The sequence below is a fragment of the Hymenobacter saemangeumensis genome, from assembly GCF_039541835.1.
Lineage (GTDB): Bacteria > Bacteroidota > Bacteroidia > Cytophagales > Hymenobacteraceae > Hymenobacter > Hymenobacter saemangeumensis.
The window spans coordinates 64,269-82,278 of record NZ_BAABGZ010000074.1; the positions used below are offsets into that span (position 1 = coordinate 64,269).

Genomic DNA, 18,010 nt, shown 5'->3' on the forward strand with positions numbered 1-18,010 from the left:
GCCCTGCCCAATCCCCAAAATTACCTTAAAAAACGCAAGTGCCGCCTACCTTTTTTGGGGAAATCCCCGTACAAACATCCATCTTGCTGCTCGTTTTTCGTTGCCGGCGCTGGCCCAGCCCCAGGGCATACAGTGGAATCAGCCGGTGCAGCAAGTAACTGAAATACGGAACCCAACTCGTGGCCAAACCCTCCCATTTGATTGTTGTTGGCGCCTCGGCCGGGGGCATGCCGGCGCTGGTAAAGCTGGTAAGTCAGCTGCCGGGCGAGCTGCCGGCGTCGGTGCTGGTGGTACAGCATTTTTCCCCTGACTCCGACGGGCAGCACCTCGTCGACCGCCTGGCCCGGCATACCGGGCTGCGCTGCCGCCTGCCCCAGAACGGCGACCTGCTCGAAGACCGCACCCTGTACCTGGCCCCGCCCGACCGCCACCTGCTGGTGCGGGAGGGCCGCATTCTCGTCACCAAAGGGCCGCGCGAAAACCACTACCGCCCCGCTGCCGATGCCCTGTTCCGCTCGGCGGCCGTGGCGTATGGGCCCAATGTAATTGGCGTGGTGCTCACCGGCATGCTGCACGACGGCACGGCCGGGCTGGAGTTCATCAAGCGCTGCGGCGGCACCGCTGTGGTGCAGGACCCCCACGAGGCCGAATATTCCAGCATGCCCGAAACGGCGCTACGCAACGTGGCCATCGACCACGTGGTTACCCTCAGCCAGATGGGCCCGCTACTGGCCCGGCTTACCCAACAAGAATCGCAGCCCGGCTCTGCCCCGATACCGGAAGACTTAATCCAAGAAGCCGCCATCGCGGAACGTGTCGTGGGAAATACTGAAGACGTTGATAAAATCGGGCAGCTGGTGCCCATTACCTGCCCCGACTGCGGCGGCAACCTCTGGGAAATCACGCACGGCAAGGTGCTGCGCTACCGCTGCCACACGGGCCACACCTTCACTGGCGACAGCCTACTGAAAAGTACCCAGCACAACCTGGAAGAAACCCTGTGGGTGGCCCTGCGCATGATGGAGGAGCGCAAAAACCTGCTCACCAGCATGGCCAGCCGCGGCGAAAGCTTCTACTCGGTGCAGCAGGAAGAGCGGATTGAGGAAATCAAAAAGCACATCAACCGCCTGCGCGAGTTTCTCATCAACGGCGGCGGGGGCACCAGCGGCTCTACAGTGGTCACGCCGGAGGACTAGCAAGGTCTTTTTGGGTAGACCTTAGACATGAGACGTTAGACATTAGAAATGTTCTTGCAATAGAACTTTCTAACGTCTAAGGCCTAAATCCCTAAGAGACAATGCCCTCCTGCACCGCGTAGCGTATCAGGGCCGCCGTGTTTCGCATGTTGGTTTTGTCCAGGATGTTCTGGCGGTGGGTTTCAATGGTGCGCTTGCTGGTGAAGAGCTTGTCGGCAATTTCCTGGTTGGTAAAGCCTTCGGCAATGAGCTGCAGCACCTCGCGCTCGCGCTGCGACAGCTGCGGCGCGTCAGCGCCGGGTGCGCTGGCGTCGGGTGCGCTGGCGCCGGGTGCGCTGGCGCCGGGTGCGCTGGCGCTTGTCTTAAGCTTACGCAGCGCTTCCATTCCGGCTTCAGCACAGAGAAAGAAGCGGCCGGCAGCAACCGCCTCGATGCCCTGAACCAGCTCATCGACGCCCACGCTTTTGAGGATATAGCCGTGGGCACCGCCGTCGAGGGCACGCTGCATGTACTGCTCGTTTTCGAGCATGGACAGCATGAGCACCCGCACCCCGGGAAAATCTTTGCGCAGCTGGCTTAAGGTTTCGAGGCCGTCCATGCCGGGCATGTTGATGTCGAGCAACACCACGTCGGCCGGGGTGTTGGCGAGCTTTTCCAGCAGCTCCGGTCCGCTACCGGCTTCCTCTACTACTACCAGGTTGTCGCGCGTGGCCAGGGCATTGCGAATGCCGGTCCGCAGCACGGTATGGTCGTCGACCAGAAATACCCGAATCATAGACGAAACATTAGGCTACGTGGCGGCGGGTAAAGTAGAGCCGGAAGGTCTGGTGGTCGACGGGTGCCAGCTTGCGCACGCGCTCAATGGCCTCGCCCAGGGTAAGCTCGCCGTTGATGTAGCGTTGAAACAGATGTATGGTCTGGGCATCGGGCACGGCCCCGCTCAAAACTTCGATTTCAAGGGTGTTTTCGGCGGTGCGCCGGCGGCGCTGCCAGGCCTGCAGCTGGGCAGGCGTTAAGCCCTCGGGTGCGGGCTTGAACTGGATAGAGTGCATGTACGGGTGGGATAGAGAAACCGGCAGCCATCAGCAGAGGTGCCAGGGGGTTAATGCGTAAAAATTCGTGCTATAGGGTAAGCCTAGCTGGGGGTGGGCAGATGAAAGAAGCCCTGCCGCAAGCCTCGGCAGCGGGCCGAAAGCTTGTAAAGCAGGGCTGAAGAGTAGATAACAAAGTACGGAAACGTTTGCGGACGAACCAACCGGGCAAATACGGGTTTGACATCAGGTCGAGTACCGATTTTAGCTACGTATTTACCCGTGGCTTGGGCTCGCGCTCTGGCGGGCTAGCCCGGCTCATGCGGGTGAAATACATGCGGCAGTAGCAGCGCCTGGCCCCGCACGCTGCTTGGTGAAGCACCATACAAACCTGGTCAACGCAGGTCTTTCGGCCGCCCGCATTAATACGTAGAGCCGAAGAGCAGGCGGTTCCCCGGCTCCGTAAAACTTGGGATTTGTGCCCGCCGAGCTACTTTTTTTTACGGCTCAGGCAATCCGACGGCCTTGTGCTGCGTTAAAGCCCTGAGTGCAGTGCCGGGGCTCACCCCGGCACAGTGCTATTCCCCGCTACCGCGCCTGCCCACCTGACTTACGCGCCGGTAGTCCTCACACCAGCTTGCAGCCGGCTTAGCGTCGGCCCTGCGATGTGCTTTCCGTGGTAGCCCCTGGACTTATGCTAGCCCAGGGGCTGCTCCGTGTTAAGGCAAGTTTATGCCGAGCCGTAATACCGGAAAAATACCGTAGTTGCCACAACGCGAATGGGTAAATACACGGAGTTGCAACGGGCTTCTGGAGCCGGAACTTTGTAGAGCCAGACTACCCCTGGCGGGCCCTGCCCACTTCTTACAGCTATCCGCGTGTCTATGAGTGAAGAATTACTCCAAGCTTCTGGTTTCGAGCCCTGCCCTACGCCCCCCCCGGGCTGGGGCAATAAGTCCGGCACCATCTACACCCGCCTGCTGCCCCAGGGGCGGGCCTACGTGCGCTGCCTGCCCGATGGCCCCGGTATGGTAGAGGCGTTTATTGGCAACTGGAAGCGTCCGGCCGCTTACTGCCGCGGTGCAGTGCAGAACGTAGAGCAGCTGCTCTGGCTACTGGCTTAAGCAGCCGCTGCATACCGAGCAAACCCCGCGCCTTCCGGCGAGCCTCGAACACACCCTCAAAAGCCGGTCCCCGCTCCGCTCGCCGTGGGCAGCAGGAACCGGCCTGGGAAGGGGCCGGCTCTCCACCAAGATACCCGGCCTCTGCCACGCAGCTGCCAAGATGCAGCAGTGCGACGGCAGCACAAAGGAGGTAAGAAAGACGCCGCAGCGAAATCCGGGCTGGCAGGTATTTTCTATTGGGGCAGCCATCCGGGCTGGTACGGAGGCGAGGCCGCAGCAGGAGCTAGCCGGGGCTGCTAAAGTATTGCGGGCCGGTTTGCGTCTGCACGTCAAGGCCTCAGCCAACATCGTAGTCTATCGCCGGGTTGTTGCCGGGCTGCTACTTTCACGGCGCAGGCCGCAGCGGCCTCCTCCTCCCCCTTTATGAAACTTCTCTACAGCTACCTCCGCAACTACTGGGGCCTGCTGGCGCTGGCCCTGGTGCTGGCGGCCATCAACCAGGTTTTCTCGCTGCTCGACCCCTACATCTTCCGGCAGATTATCGACCGTTACGTGGTGAAGCCCACCGGCGGCCTGCATCGCATGGAGTTCTGGCCTTTCCTGGCCGGCGGCGCCGGCATCCTCATCCTCAAAGCCATGGGCGTGGCCATGGTGAGCCGCATCGCCAAGAACTTTCAGGACTACTACGTCAACGTCATCACCCAGCGCCTGGGGGCCCAGCTCTACTCCGATGGCCTGCGCCACTCCCTGGACCTGCCCTACCAGGTATTTGAGGACCAGCGCTCAGGCGAAACCCTGGGCAAGCTGCAGAAGGTGCGCTCCGACGTGGAAAAGCTCATCCAAATGTTCGTGAATGTGCTGTTTACCTCCGTGGTGGGCATCATTTTCGTGATGTGGTACGCGGCTACGGTGTACTGGCCCATTGCGCCGGCCTACTTCCTCACCATTCCGCTGCTGGGCTTTATCAGCTCGCTGCTGAGCAAGAAAATCAAAGTGGTGCAGAAAACCATTGTGGCCGAAACCACGGCCCTGGCCGGCTCCACCACCGAAAGCCTGCGCAACATCGAGCTGGTGAAAAGCCTGGGCCTGGCCCAGCAGGAAACCGAGCGCCTGAACGCCACCACCGACAAAATCCTGAAGCTGGAGCTGAAAAAGGTGCGCTACATCCGCTCGCTGAGCTTCGTGCAGGGCACCTTCGTGAACTTGCTGCGCAACGCCATCATGCTGATGATGCTGTTCCTGGTGGTGCAGGGCACCATCACGGTGGGCGAGTTCTTCTCGCTGTTCATCTACTCCTTCGCCATCTTCGGGCCGCTGCAGGAGCTGGGCAACATCATCAACGTGTACCGCGAAACCGAAGCCTCGCTGGCCAACTTCCAGCAGATTCTCGACACCCCGCGCGACGTGCGCCCCGCTCAGCCCAAAGCCGTGAAGCACATCGAAACCCTGGCCTTCGACCAGGTGGGCTTCAAGCACCTCACGGCCAACGCCCCGGCGCTAACCAACATCAGCTTCCACACCCAGCTGGGCGAAACCATTGCCTTCGTGGGTCCTTCGGGCTCGGGCAAAACCACGCTGGTGAAGCTGCTGGTGGGCCTCTACCCGCCCCTCGCCGGCCAGATTCTCTACAACGGCATCCCCGGCGCCGAAATCGACCTCGACGAGCTGCGCGAGCAGATTGGCTTCGTGACGCAGGACACCCAGCTATTCGCCGGCACCATCCGCGAAAACCTGAAGTTTGTGGCGCCCAACGCCAGCGACGAGGAATGCCTGCGCGCCCTGCAGCAGGCCGCAGCCACCGGCCTGCTGGCCCGCGCCCCCCAGGGCCTGGACACGGTGATTGGCGAAGGCGGCGTGAAGGTATCCGGCGGCGAAAAGCAGCGCCTGAGCATTGCCCGCGCCCTGCTCCGCAAGCCCACCCTGCTGGTGTTCGACGAAGCCACTTCGGCCCTGGACTCGCTCACGGAAGAGGAAATCGGCAAAACGGTGCGGGAGCTCTCGGGCTCGCGCCAGCACATCACCATCCTCATTGCCCACCGCCTCAGCACCATCCTCCACGCCGACCGCATCTTCGTACTCGAGCGCGGCCACATTGCCGAACAGGGCCGCCACCACGAGCTGCTGGAGCAGAAAGGCCTGTACTACGCCATGTGGCGCCAGCAGATTGGCGAGCGGAAAGAAGCAGGAGCTAAGGCCGTGCTGGTGTAGGGCTGTAGCATCCTCCACGCCGCTGTATACCAAAGCCAGGCTAACCTGCGCCTGAGCCCGCTACTGTCTGGCTTGCCAGAAAGAGCTGCAGCTTTTTGAAATCCCTGTGCATTGCCTATAATTACATGCTGGTAGTTACGGCCAAATTTTAACGCCACATTCAGGAAATCATGCCCGACTCGATGGAACACTCCGAGCTACCCCTTACTGAGCTCCTAGCCGAAGAAAAAAAGATTAAAAAGAATCAAGCCTTTGCGGCGGGGTCCATTGGCTTTTTAGTTGGGGTAATCATTTTTGGCATTATAAAGTCCGGGTTCGGCTTTATCACCATTGCCCTGCCTTTGCTTTTGATTGCCGGGATATACAAAAGCTCCCAGCCTCAAAAACAAAAGCTCCAACAAATCCAAGCAGCAATTATCGCGAAGCGGCAAAGCGGTGCCCAATAGCAAATCTGGTTACATTACGACAAGTAACTCTACTGCAGCGCCATCACTACCGCCAGCCATTTATCTGTTAACAGATAAATGGCTGGCGGTAGTGATGGCGCTGGGCTGTGCCCCGTGTCTACTATTGGCAGGCCTCTGGCCTGCAACGGCAGAACGTCCCGTGCTAGAATCGTCCTGCTAGCGTGGGCCAGAGGCGTAGGGTAAAGCCTGCGGCCTTTAGCGCCAACAAATATCCATTCACTACCCTCAATAGATGAGCAGGACAAGCAAAGAAATTCGCAGATATGACAAAAGCTGCTGCCCTACTCACAACCACTTTGTTTCTGGCTGTGTCAACCCGTGCGCAGTCCTTATGCGAGCCCTTCTATGTAATAGGCGAAACAAATAAGGGAAAGGTATGGGAAGCAGCTTTTCAAAACTGTATTGACCCTCAAGCGCCTTTGATTAAAACGGATGAAAATCCTCAAATAAGAGCTCAGATAATTTCCAATCGAAGAATCAGAAGAATTATCAGCAAGCAGTCGAAAGACTCGCTGGCCAGGGCAGAGCAGTTTGACAACCGGGGGTATACAGTATCTGTCGACAGTGCAGACAATACCTCGTACCGACTAATTTATCAAAACACTTTTACGGACAAGGGGCTGTTATCTGAGATTTCCTACCGCAATGAAAGCTTGAAAGCGGACGAAACCCCAAATAGCAAAGGATGGATTCGTTCGGCAGAAAAGTTTACGTATGATTCCGCCAGCCACCTGATTCTTAAGCGTGAGATTACAAGCACCAACTACAGGCGTATTAGATGCGTCCGGAACAGGTCTGTTAAAACACGTAGGGGATTTCGGCTTATTCCTTCCTTATCAGTTTCTTCAGAACGAGCCAAGTACGATGCCCAGGGGAATATTGTCAAGCTCAATGCCGGTGGTGGGCAAAGCAGCTACGCCTTTACATACGACTCCCAAAATAGGCTTAGCACGGCCACTGATTTAATTCCCTATGCTGTAAATGTTGGGACATCAGTATTCGCTTACAATGAGCAGAATTTGCCTACAACAATTACAACCACGTTCCGTGACAAGAGCTACGGGTTTGACCTCGCAAAGCTTGAGTATGATAGTAGCAGCAGGCTGCTCAGGTACACCATGTTGCAAAAAGGCACTACGCCCTATACCAGTACAACATTTGAGTATAGTAGCTCCATGCTCAGCTCAATAACAATCTGGATAAGCCCCCGATTATTCACTACCCGTAAATTTTATTATAACCCCTCGGGCCTCATCAGGAAAATTGAGTACTACAACAATGACAAACTATTTTCCTGGACAGATTATTCCTACGAATTTTTCTAAACCGGATTGAATCGGGAAGGCAGCAATGAGAACCATCCGGCCCGGCAGACTTAGCGACTTAGCGGAGCTCCAACAGCTTTTTGTGGATACTATTTCCAGTGTTTGCCGCCCCGATTACACCGCCAAGCAGCTTGAAGTGTGGACGTCGGGCGTTAATAACGAACAACGCTGGCGGGACATACTACTTAATCAATTCGTTCTGGTTGCGCTGCAAGACACTGAAATAGTTGGCTTTGCTACGCTGGATGCAGGTCATTACATCGACCTTTTGTATGTTCACAAAGACTATCAGCGCCAAGGAATAGCTCAAGAGCTTTACACAGAAATAGAAAAAGAAGCCCGCCAACAGCAGCAAGTAGAATTAACTGCTGACGTCAGCATAACCGCACGGGTATTTTTCGAAAGCGTAGGCTTTAGCGTAATAAACGAACAAGTAGTAATGAGGCAGGGCGTAGAATTAATAAACTTTAGAATGAGGAAGTTTCTGCACAGCAGGTGAGTGTGCACCTATTGGTTGTAACTCTACACCCGTGCCAGTGGAGAGCTGGGGCTGAACCCAGGCCGCCCGGTGCTGCCCTTTAAAACCATTGCCGCCATTATCACCCGGCTGCTGCCGGCCGTGACCGACCCCGCGCAAAACTATTTGTTTAACACGGTCTGGGTCGCCGTGGCCCAGGCAGAAAATTTGATGGTGGCCGCCATCTGCTTCAGAGGCGAGCCCAATGAGCAGGGCGAAGTTGAAATTGGCTACGAAACCTTTGCCCCGTTCCTCAACCGGGGCTTTATCACCGAATCTATTGCCGCGCTTTCGCATTGGGCCCTCGCTCAGCCCAAAACCAGAGCTGTTCTGGCCGTAACGGCTGCCGACAACGCTGCCTCGCACCGCGCGCTGCCAAAGAATGATTTTGTGCCCGAAAGCCAGGCAGATAACGAGGTGCGCTTGCTCCTGCTCTATGCAACAGGCTTCTCTAGCGTGACCATAGCATAGCTACCGCTTTACCGGACCATACTTCGAAAAGCTGCCTTAGCCGGTTAGCTTCTGCCTCATTCTACTACCTGTGCCGCCACATCGAAGCTCACCCCGGGTGGCTGCGGGTTCATCTCCTCCAGGGCGGCCACCACAATTTCGGCAATGGCCAGGTCGCGGGCCCACTTGTTGTCGGCCGGCACCACAAACCAGGGGCTCTCGGGCGGGGAACAGTGGCGCAGGGCATCTTCGTAGGCTTGCTGGTAAGCCGGCCAGAGCTTGCGCTCCTTCAGGTCGTTGGGGTCGAACTTCCAGTGCTTGGCGGGGTCGGCCAGCCGGGCCCGTAGGCGCTGGGCCTGCTCTTCTTTGGAGATGTGCAGGAAAAACTTCAGGATGCGCGTGCCGCTGTGGGTGAGCAGGCGCTCGAAGGCGTTGATGTCGGTGTAGCGCTGGTAGCAGGTGGTGTCGTCAATCAGGCCGTGCACGCGGGTGATGAGCACATCCTCATAGTGCGAGCGGTTGAACACGGCAATGTGGCCGCGGCCGGGCGCGTGCGGGTGAATGCGCCAGAGAAAGTCGTGGTTCAGCTCGTTGGTGGAGGGCGCTTTGAAAGCAGCCACGTGCACGCCGGCCGGGTTTACGCCGGTCAGCAGCTTTTCGATGGCGCCGTCTTTGCCGCCGGTATCCATGGCCTGAAACACCAGCAGCAGGCTGCGCCGGTGCTCGGCGTAGAGCAACTCCTGCAACTCGCTAAGCCGGGCCTTTAGTGCCAGCAGCCGCGCCTGTGCGGCTTCTTTGGTGCTGAAAGGCGCGATGCTGTCGGGGGCAATAGCGGCAAGCTGAAAGGCAGCCGGCACAACCTGCACGGCGGGAGTTGGCGGAAAAGGCATAGTGAGTTGGTGAGTGAAGCTTTGCTAGAACGAAAAACCGCCTATCGCAGATAACCGGCCCTTCAGCTACCCACCTACTGCCTTGGCCACGCCAAAAGCGGCGGCGGCAGCAAGTGCCCCCACAAAGGTCATTTTAAAAGCCCCCGCCACGGCGGGCTGCCCGGTCATACGGCTTTTAAAGAAGCCAAACACAAATAAGCACACCAGGGTGATGGCCGCCGACCACAGCAGGCCCTGGGCCGGCGTGTCCGTCACAAAGTAGGCGCTGAGCGGAATAAGCCCGCCCAGGGCATAGGCCGAGCTGATGGTGAAGGCGCTTTTGGGCGCTTGCCGGGGGTCGGGCTCCTCCAGGCCCAGCTCGTACTTCATCATGAAGCGCACCCACTGCTCGGGGTCGGCGGTGAGCTCGGCCACGGCCCGGGCCCGGGTTTCGGCCGACAAGCCCATCTCGGCCAGCAGCTCGTCGACTTCGGCACGCTCAACGTGGGGTACTTCCTGTACCTCGCGCCGCTCCCGGGCGAGCTCGGCGGCGTAGTGCTCCACTTCGGTGCGACCGGCCAGGTAGCCGCCCAGGCCCATGGCAATGCTGCCGGCCACAATCTCGGCCAGCCCGGCCGTGATAACCAGTGCCGATGACGAGACCGCCCCGCTCAGGCCCGCGGCCAGCGCAAAGGGCACGGTGAGGCCATCCGACAAGCCAATCACGATGTCCTGCAGCGTCGCCGAGCTGCTCAGGTGTTGCTCCGGGTGCGGGTGGTTGTGGTGCGCGGGCGGCGTAGGCGTCATAAGGCAAATATAGCCCGGAGCCTAACCCACTGCGTTGCCTTGCGTAGGGAAGGCAGGCCCAGCGCTCTGCTTACGCGCAGCGATGCACCGTCGGGCCTGCCATGCCTGTCTTCCCTTTCACCTCAACTCCTTTCCCTATGGCATCTTCCGCCAAAAATTCGGCCGCCAAAACCGCTCCCAAAGCTGCGGCAGCCAAAACGACTTCCAAGGCCGGCAGCAACGGCGCCAGCAATGGCAAAGCCAGCGCCAACCGCAACCAGAGCAACCCGGCGGTCAATATTCAGCCCCTGCTCAACCAGCAGCAGAATGCGCCGGCGCCTACCCAGCGCTATGGCACCGTGGCCCAGCGCCTGCCCATTGGCCTGGGCGAAAGCGTGCGCCAGGAAAGCGTGGACATGCTCAACCAGCTGCTGGCCGATACCATCACGCTGCGCGACATGTATAAAAAGCACCACTGGCAGGTGGTTGGCCCGACGTTCTACCAGCTGCACCTGCTCTACGACAAGCATTATGAGGAGCAGGCCGTGCTGGTGGATGCCATTGCCGAGCGTATCCAGATTCTGGGCGGCGTGGCCGTGGCCATGGCCCACGACGTGGCCGAGCTCAGCAGCATTCCCCGCGTGCCCCGCGACCGGGAAGAAGCCCCCATTCAGGTATCTCGCCTGCTCGATGCCCACCGCATCCTGCTCGAAAACTGCCACCGCTTCGCTGAAAAAGCCGACGAAAGCGGCGATGATGGCACCAACGACCTGATTGTAAGCCAGCTCATCCGCACCAACGAGATGCAGGTATGGTTTGTGGCCGAGCACGTAGTCGACTCGCCCCTCACGCAGGCGGAGTAAGCTTCTTCTAAAAAAGACAAAAGCCCGGACGCCCCGCGTCCGGGCTTTTTTGTTATCTACCCCCTTATCCCCTTGGGAACCCGCGTATTCGCCTTTGTGAAACGCTGACAATCCCGGAAGTATGCTGCCCAAAGTATGCGGGAAGGCGCGTAAAACGCCATTTTTTTTCCTACCTGGTTGCACGGCCGGAAACAGCCGGCTATCTTTGCACCCGCTTCGCCACCTCAGCGAGGCCAGCTTCGGCTGAATACCCGGTTTGGTTGCCTTTTGCGCACGTGGTGAAACTGGTAGACACGCCATCTTGAGGGGGTGGTGCCTTCGGGTGTGGGAGTTCGAATCTCCCCGCGCGCACGCAAACAAAAGCCCGTTCTGCTCAGCAGAACGGGCTTTTTGCTTATCCAGGCCAGCCCTAATGAAAAGTATCGTAGCGCGGAATTCGATTCCGCGACCTGGCGAAGCTGGCGAAACGCGGAATAAAATCCCGCGCTACAGCGCGGCTGACTCTCCAAATGGGTTGCCGGGCTTTACCAGCAGCACCTGCTCGCGCTCTACCACTACCTGCCCGGGCAAGGCCCCTTTGGGCTTGCGCACATACTTCTTCGGCGTCACCGTAACCGGGCAAAGGGAGTCGTGCTGCCGCCGCGAGTACCAGCCGGCCAGCTGCGCCGCATGCTCGATTACGGGCTCCGGCACGGCTTGCCCGGCTTTGTGCCGAATCACGACGTGCGAGCCGCTGACGTCCTTGGCGTGCAGCCAGAGGTCGTCTTTGTGCGCGTACTTCTGCGTCAGCAGGTCGTTGTTGGCGGCGTTGCGGCCCACCAGAATGGTGAAGCCCCGGTCTTCAAATACCTTAAACGGCAGCTCTGCCGCGGCTTTCGCGGCGGCCTGGGCCGGGTCGAGGCCGTGCTGCTTGCGCCAGGTGCGCAGGCCGCGCAGCTCAGCCAGGGCCGGCTGGCTGTCCAGCTCTTCCAGGCGCTCGAGTGCCTCCAGCGCTTCGGCCTCGCGCCGGGCAATGCGCTCGGTAAGCTGCCGCTCCTCAATCTGCTGGTTTTTGGCTTTGCGGTACAGGTTTTCGGCCGTGCGCTGCGGCTTCTCCTTGGCTTTAAGCTTGATAAGCCTCGGCAGGCCGGTGTAGAAGTCCACCACTTCTACCTGGCTGGCACCAGCCGGAATCTCATGCAGGTGGGCCATAATCAGGTCGGCGGTGTGGCGGTAGCCGGCTTCGTGGGCCAGGGCGTGCAGGCGCTTGCGGGCATGAGCGGCCGCAGTGCTGGCCTCCTCGGCCCGGCGCTCCAGGGTCTGGCGCACCTGGCGCAGCTCCGTTTCCAGGGCGCGGCGGCCCAGGGCCAGGGGCACGAAGCGGCGCAGGGCAGCAATGGGCTCGGTGCCGGGAAAGGTTTCCAGAATGTCGCCCAGCGGCAGCAAACTCAGCCGCGTGCGGCCCTCAAGCTGTATCAGGTAATAGTGGGCCGGGGTTTCGAGCTGGGCCAGCACCTGGTTTACCAGGCGGGCTCGGGCCTCGGGCATGGCCTGCTCGTAGCCTTTCCCGCGCAGGTAGCGGGCCGGCAGGTCGGCCAGCGGCGGAGGCAGCTGGCCGGTTCCGTCGAAGGCAAAGGGCGTAGCTACCGGCTGCGGACGCAGCTCCCCATCGGCCAGCAGCTTTTGCTGGAACAGCTGAGCGGGCCCTTCCGGCGTGGGGCGGAAAATCGCGTTGGGCCGCGGGCCATAGAGCTTGAACACCAGGCGGGCGCCGCTGCGGAAATTCACCTGCAGCACCCGGTCCTGGGGCCAGGGCACTACGCTTTCCAGCTGCTCGCCCAGCAGGTCGGGGAATAAGTCCACGGAGTTGGCGCGCGCCCGCTGAAAGGTTTCGGGCAGGGCCAGGGCCGGAAAGCCCGCGCCCAGCTGGGCCTTCAGCCAAAACTCGGCCCCGCCATTGCTGAGGCCCACAACCAGCTCGTCTTTCTCCTGGGAAAAGCAAGCCGCCACGCGGTAGCCCCGCAGCCGCTCGGTGAGGGCCGGAGCCAGCTGGCGCAGGAAGTAGTAGTTGGTGTGCATAGATAAAGAGAAACGCCGGCTGCCCAGCGCCGGGCAGGTGGGCTAAGCTCCGGCGTAGCCGGCCCTACACCTGCACCTGCAGCCCGTCGTAGGCCAGCCGAATCCAGCTGGGCAGCTCCTGCTCAACTTCCGCATGGCGCCCCAGCTGGTGGCTGATGTGGGTGAGGTAGGCCCTCGCTGGCTTTACCTCCTCCAGGATTTCGATGGCCTGGGCTAAGGTGAAGTGCGAGATGTGCTGCTCGCGGCGCAGGGCATTAAGTACAATGACTTCGGCACCGCGCAGCTGCTCCAGCGTTTCCGGGCTCAGGAAATTGGCATCGGTGAGGTAGCAGAAGCCGCCGATGCGAAAGCCCAGCACCGGCAGCCGGTGGTGCAATGCCCGCAGAGGCTGCACGCGCAGGCCCAGCACATCGAAGGGCGCATCGTCGTGCTCGATGGCGTTGAGAATCACGCGGGGAATGCCCGGGTACTTGTGCTCGGCGAAGATGTAGGCAAACTCCTGCTGCAGCTGGCGCAGCACCCGGGGCTCGGCATACAAAGGCATGTCCTGCTGTTGCCGGAAGTTGAAGGCCCGGATATCGTCGAGGCCCGCCGTGTGGTCTTTGTGCTCGTGGGTGAACAGCAGCGCATCGAGGTGGGTAACTCCGGCACGCAGCATCTGCTGCCGGAAGTCCGGCCCTGAGTCAATCACCAGGCTGCGCCCTTCGGTCTCGATGTGCACCGACACCCGCAGCCGCTTGTCGCGGTAGTCGAGCGAGCGGCACACAGCGCAGCTGCACCCTATCATGGGTACGCCGGAGGAAGTGCCGGTGCCGAGAAAAGTAACTTTCACTGCGTTCGAATTATGAGTTTTGAATTATGAATTATGAATTGAATCGCCAGACACAAGAGTAGCAAATAACCTCGTTATCAGGGCCGAGCTCAACTCATAATTCATAACTTATAATTCATAATTCCCTTACCCCACGTACTGCTTTACCACCCGCACCAGGGCGTCGAAGTCCAGGGGCTTGGGCAGGTAATCGGTTACGCCGGCCTCGCGGAACTGGTCCATGGAGTAGTTGTTGGCGTTGCCGGTAATGGCAATGATGGGCAGCTGGCTGATGCGGGGGTCGGCGTGGCGGCGAATCTCGCGGGTGCACTCCATCCCGTCCTTCACCGGGATGTTGATGTCCATCAGCACGCAGTTGATGGGGTTGCTTTCAATTTGCTTGATTACCTCTCCCCCGTTTTTGGCCAGCACGATTTTGTATTTCTGAAGCTCGAGGATTTTACGGGTGAGGTTGAGAATCACCGAGCTGTCTTCGGCAATGAGAATTGTTTTGGAGGAGTTGTCGACAGACATAGCGCTGAGGGGTTGATGGTGAGGGTTTGGTAGACTTAAGTGGGCGACGTGTTGGCCGCTGAACCCACGGCGAGCGGATATTCGGCTACGAACGCTGCAAAGTAATGTTCCAGAACTTGAAATCCGGCCGGGGTATCCTCCGGGCGGTTTTCCTTGAGCTCGTGCTCCAGGTGCCGGGCCTGGGCCGCAATGGCCATACCGCCCAGCGTGGCCGAGGTGCCCTTGAGCTGGTGCAGCAGCGGCAGCAGGGCGCGGTACTCGCCGGCCGCTACCAGCTGGGCGCCTTCGCGCAGCAGCTCGCCGGCTTCCTGCTCAAACTCCTGGTAGAGGTCGGCGGCAAACTCGGGCCCGCCCAGCTCTACCAGCTGGCGCAGCACGGCTGTATCCAGCACGGGCTGTGAAGGCTCCGGTGGAGTAACCGCGGCAGCCGGGGCAGCGGGCGTGGTTGAGGTGGCCGGGGCTTCTGCTGCCGCGGCCGTGGGCGCAGCCTCTGCTGGAGCCGCGACGGCCGCGGGCTCCTGCACAAGCGAAGCCGGGCTGGTTTCCGTGGCCGCGAGGCGGGCGGCCTCGTTCTGGCGGGGGCGCAGCCAGCGGTGCAGCACCTCATAGAGGTGGCGGCTTTTCACGGGCTTGCCCACGTAGTCGTCGAGCCCCTGGCGCATGAAGCGGCCGGCGTCTTCCTGCATGGAGTAGGCCGTCATGGCCACCACGGGCGGGCAGCTGTCGCCCAGCCGGGTGCGAATTTCCCGGGTGGCCGTCACGCCGTCCATGTCGGGCATCTGGATGTCCATGAAAATCATGTCGTAGCGGGCCGAAGGGGCGGTAGCCCTGGCAATGGCTTCGGGCCCGTCCACGGCGATGTCGACCTGGCAGCCCAGCTTGCCAAGCAGGCGCTGCCCTACCTTTTGGTTGATGGCGTTGTCGTCGACGAGCAGCACCTTGGGCGCCACCACAAAAGGGCGCGGCACAGCTTCGCGCAAGGGCACCGGGGCCGGCATCTCCTCGGAGCGGGCCTCGCGGCAGCGAATGGTAAACCAGAACACGCTGCCTTCGCCGATGTCGGAAATCACGCCAATCTCGCCGCCCAGCAGCTCGGCCAGCTGCCGGCTGATGGCCAGCCCCAGCCCGGTGCCGCCGTAGGCCTTGCTGGGCGTGGTATCGAGCTGGGTGAAGTTGGTAAACAGCAGGGCCGCATCTTCGGCCGAGATGCCGATACCGGAGTCCTGCACGGCGAAGCGCAGCGTGTGCTGCTCGCCATCGGTGCTTACCGACGACACCACGATGCTGACCGTGCCCTCGTTGGTAAACTTGATGGCATTGGCCACGAGGTTGGACAGGATTTGCAGCAGGCGGATTTCGTCGGTCACCACAAAGCGCGGCGTGTGCGGCGTAATGTGGTAGGTAAAGCGAATGCGCTTCTGCTCGGCCCGGTAGATGAACAAGGACCGGATGCGCTCCATAACGGCGCGCAGCTCCAGGGCCACGTCGTGCACCTGCAGCTTGCCGGCCTGAATCTTCGACAGGTCGAGGATGTCGTTGAGGATGGTCAGCAGGGCATCCGAGCTTTTGCGCAGCGTGTCCACGTACTCCAGCTGCTCGTCGGTATCCACGGTCTGGTCGAGCAGGTCAATCATGCCGATGATGCCGTTCATGGGCGTGCGCAGCTCGTGGCTCATGTTGGCCAGGAACTGGGTTTTGGCTTCCAGCGCGGCTTCGGCGGCGTCCTTGGCCTGGCGCAGGTCGTCCTGCATCTGGCGCATCTCGGTCACGTCGCGGGCAATGCCTTCGGTGCCGCGCTGGCTGCCGGCCGATATGCGGGCGCTGATAAGCACGCTCACCGGATGGCCATCCTTGTGGCGCATGCGGGTTTCGTAGTTGCGCAGGCCGCCAATGCGTTGAATCTCCGCCGCCAGCGCCTCACGGTCCTGGGGGTCGTAGTAGTAGTCGAGCACCGGCTGCCCAATCACTTCTTCGGGGGTGTAGCCCAGCACCTCCTGCACCGAGGGGCTGACGATGGTCAGAACACCCCGGTCGTTGGTGCGGTAGTAGATGTCCTGAAACGACTCGAAGATGGAGCGGAACTTCTCCTCCTGCGCCTCCAGGGCCAGCTGGGCCCGCTTCTGCTCGGTGATGTCGTGGGCAATGGCCGAAATCTCATCAAACGAGCCGTCGCCCAGGTAAATCGGGTTCAGGTGGATGTCGGTCCACAGCTCCTGGCTGCGGGCATCGCGCAGGCACACCTCGAAGCGCTGGGGGTGGCCTTGCCCTGCCGCCTCGTAGTGCCGCACAAAGGCATCGCGCACGTCCTGCTCCATGCGCGCCAGGTCAGCCTCCCACAAATCCAGGCCCCGCACCGGGTACACGCCGTTGCGGCGCAGAAACAGCGCCGCGTAGTTGCGGTTGAAGGTCATGAGGTGGCCGCGCGTGTCCACGGTCCACATCACGTGGGAGCCACTCTCGAAGATGGCGTTCAGGCGGGCGTTCTGCTTGCCAATCTGCTCTTCGTTGCGCTTGCGCTCAATGGCCAGGGCCACCTGGTTGGAGATGAAGTGCAGCACGTCCAGGTCGCTGGGCGCGTAGGCGTCGGCCCGCTGGTAGTCCTGCACGGCAATTACCCCGATAATCCGGTCGCCAATGCTCAGGGGCGAAGCCAGCATCACCTCGGGCATCAGCCCATAGGCCGTGATGGCGCCTTCGCGCACCAGCTTCTGCAGCTCCTCGCGCAGCAGGTAGCGCGGCTGCCCGGCCTCGATGATGTACTCCGACACCCCCGACGAGAACGGCCGAGAGGCCTGGGAGCGGTGCTGGGGGTGCTGGTCGACGTGGTACACAAACTGCAGCTGGGTGCGGGCGTCGTCGCAGAGGGCAATGAAGAGGTTGCTGGTTTCAATAATCTTGCTCAGCTCCCGGTGAATGGCCCCGTACAGCCCGGCCAGGTCCTTGGCGCTGATGGCCAGGTTGGCGATGCTGTAGTACACCTTCTGCAGGCGCTCGGCCTTGATGCGGTCGGTGATGTCGTGCAGGATGGCGCGGCTGCTCACCAGCTGGCCCTGACCGCGCACCACGCTCATGCTGCCGATAAGGTGAATGGGCTTGCCGGCACTGGTCAGAAACACGGTTTCCACCTTGTTCACCGGCTCGCCTTCGTAGAGGTTGCGCAGCTGGTAGAGCAGCTTGGCCTTGTAGTAGGGATGCACGATGTCGGCCAGGGTGCGGGTGCTCAGCTCCTCGTCGGTGTAGCCCAGCTTTTCCTTCCAGGCCTTGTTCACAAACAGGAAGCCGTTGCTGGCGCTCAGGTGCTGCACCAGGTCCTGGGCATTGTCGAGAAAGTCCTGCAGGTGGGTGCTGTCGCCGCTCAGGGCCTGGGGGGCCTGGTTGCGGCCCGCCGGCTCGTGCCCGGCCGTCCAGGCGCCCACCACACGGCCTTCATCGTCGCGCACCAGGCCGGTTTGCCAGTGCATAATGCGCCGCCTCCCGCTATGGCTGGGCAGCGCCCGCTCGTAGCTGGGGCCAATTTTTTCCTCGGCAATGCTTTCCACATAGGCCTGGTAGCGGGCTTCACGCTCGGCTTCGGGCACAAACAGCTGGTGATACGACTGCCCAATCAACTCCTCACGCTTGTAGCCGGTCAGGCTCAGAAACAGCTCGTTAACATCGGTGATGTTCCCTACCCGGTCGGCCTGAATGTAGGCTTGCCCCAGCTGGTCGAGCAGCGCGGGAACGGGCGGCGAAGGAGCCGGGGACGATGAAAAAGCTGTGGAATGCGCCATA

The 18,010-nt window shown here is 60.7% G+C and carries 16 protein-coding genes and 1 tRNA gene; 9 read left to right on the forward strand and 8 right to left on the reverse strand.

The features are described from left to right. Positions 1–179: 179 nt before the first annotated feature. Positions 180–1,196, forward strand: a complete 1,017-nt coding sequence (locus ABD919_RS18370) for a chemotaxis protein CheB (RefSeq protein WP_345237514.1) — start codon at positions 180–182, stop codon at positions 1,194–1,196. Between the two features lie 91 nt (positions 1,197–1,287). Here the strand turns inward: ABD919_RS18370 and ABD919_RS18375 are convergent, their stop codons facing one another. Next, positions 1,288–1,971 carry a response regulator transcription factor gene (locus ABD919_RS18375; RefSeq protein ID WP_345237515.1) on the reverse strand — a complete coding sequence of 228 codons (684 nt, stop codon included), beginning with the start codon at positions 1,969–1,971 and terminating at the stop codon, positions 1,288–1,290. 10 nt (positions 1,972–1,981) lie between these two features. Beyond that, the gene (locus tag ABD919_RS18380) at positions 1,982–2,248 is read right to left on the reverse strand and encodes an antitoxin VbhA family protein (RefSeq protein WP_345237516.1); all 267 of its coding nucleotides are present in this window, start codon (positions 2,246–2,248) and stop codon (positions 1,982–1,984) included. 863 nt (positions 2,249–3,111) lie between these two features. Between ABD919_RS18380 and ABD919_RS18385 the strand changes: the two genes are divergently transcribed. The 6 genes from ABD919_RS18385 to ABD919_RS18410 all read left to right on the forward strand — a co-directional run bounded on the left by ABD919_RS18385 (position 3,112) and on the right by ABD919_RS18410 (position 8,339). Further along, on the forward strand, positions 3,112–3,351 hold the full coding sequence (locus ABD919_RS18385) for a hypothetical protein (protein WP_345237517.1): 240 nt from the start codon (positions 3,112–3,114) through the stop codon (positions 3,349–3,351). Between the two features lie 423 nt (positions 3,352–3,774). Beyond that, positions 3,775–5,559, forward strand: a complete 1,785-nt coding sequence (locus ABD919_RS18390; protein ID WP_345237518.1) for an ABC transporter ATP-binding protein — start codon at positions 3,775–3,777, stop codon at positions 5,557–5,559. 170 nt (positions 5,560–5,729) lie between these two features. After that, complete coding sequence (locus ABD919_RS18395) at positions 5,730–6,005, forward strand: hypothetical protein (RefSeq protein WP_345237519.1); 276 nt, start codon at positions 5,730–5,732, stop codon at positions 6,003–6,005. Between the two features lie 284 nt (positions 6,006–6,289). Continuing rightward, positions 6,290–7,351 (forward strand): RHS repeat domain-containing protein, encoded by a 1,062-nt coding sequence (locus tag ABD919_RS18400; RefSeq protein ID WP_345237520.1) that lies wholly within the window; start codon positions 6,290–6,292, stop codon positions 7,349–7,351. Between the two features lie 82 nt (positions 7,352–7,433). Next, on the forward strand, positions 7,434–7,850 hold the full coding sequence (locus ABD919_RS18405) for a GNAT family N-acetyltransferase (protein WP_345237521.1): 417 nt from the start codon (positions 7,434–7,436) through the stop codon (positions 7,848–7,850). Between the two features lie 120 nt (positions 7,851–7,970). Continuing rightward, positions 7,971–8,339: a GNAT family N-acetyltransferase gene (locus tag ABD919_RS18410; RefSeq protein WP_345237523.1), complete on the forward strand. Its 369-nt coding sequence runs from the start codon at positions 7,971–7,973 to the stop codon at positions 8,337–8,339. 56 nt (positions 8,340–8,395) lie between these two features. Here the strand turns inward: ABD919_RS18410 and ABD919_RS18415 are convergent, their stop codons facing one another. Then, positions 8,396–9,208: a polyphosphate kinase 2 family protein gene (locus ABD919_RS18415; RefSeq protein ID WP_345237524.1), complete on the reverse strand. Its 813-nt coding sequence runs from the start codon at positions 9,206–9,208 to the stop codon at positions 8,396–8,398. A 66-nt stretch (positions 9,209–9,274) separates the two neighbouring features. Then, entirely contained in the window at positions 9,275–9,994 is a 720-nt protein-coding gene (locus ABD919_RS18420; protein WP_345237525.1) for a VIT1/CCC1 transporter family protein, read from the reverse strand. Between the two features lie 137 nt (positions 9,995–10,131). Between ABD919_RS18420 and ABD919_RS18425 the strand changes: the two genes are divergently transcribed. Continuing rightward, positions 10,132–10,836: a Dps family protein gene (locus tag ABD919_RS18425; RefSeq protein ID WP_345237526.1), complete on the forward strand. Its 705-nt coding sequence runs from the start codon at positions 10,132–10,134 to the stop codon at positions 10,834–10,836. A 269-nt stretch (positions 10,837–11,105) separates the two neighbouring features. Next, a tRNA-Leu gene (locus ABD919_RS18430) sits at positions 11,106–11,187 on the forward strand. A 135-nt stretch (positions 11,188–11,322) separates the two neighbouring features. On the opposite strand, the gene ABD919_RS18435 is transcribed toward ABD919_RS18430, so the two are convergent. The 4 genes from ABD919_RS18435 to ABD919_RS18450 all read right to left on the reverse strand — a co-directional run bounded on the left by ABD919_RS18435 (position 11,323) and on the right by ABD919_RS18450 (position 18,009). Further along, positions 11,323–12,894, reverse strand: a complete 1,572-nt coding sequence (locus ABD919_RS18435; protein WP_345237527.1) for an NFACT RNA binding domain-containing protein — start codon at positions 12,892–12,894, stop codon at positions 11,323–11,325. Positions 12,895–12,958: 64 nt separating this feature from the next. Continuing rightward, entirely contained in the window at positions 12,959–13,726 is a 768-nt protein-coding gene (locus ABD919_RS18440) for an MBL fold metallo-hydrolase (protein ID WP_345237528.1), read from the reverse strand. Between the two features lie 126 nt (positions 13,727–13,852). Beyond that, positions 13,853–14,239 carry a response regulator gene (locus tag ABD919_RS18445; protein WP_345237529.1) on the reverse strand — a complete coding sequence of 129 codons (387 nt, stop codon included), beginning with the start codon at positions 14,237–14,239 and terminating at the stop codon, positions 13,853–13,855. A gap of 35 nt (positions 14,240–14,274) precedes the next feature. Then, a complete protein-coding gene (locus tag ABD919_RS18450) occupies positions 14,275–18,009 on the reverse strand; it encodes a PAS domain S-box protein (protein ID WP_345237530.1) in 3,735 nt (1,244 codons plus the stop codon). Position 18,010: the final 1 nt, after the last annotated feature.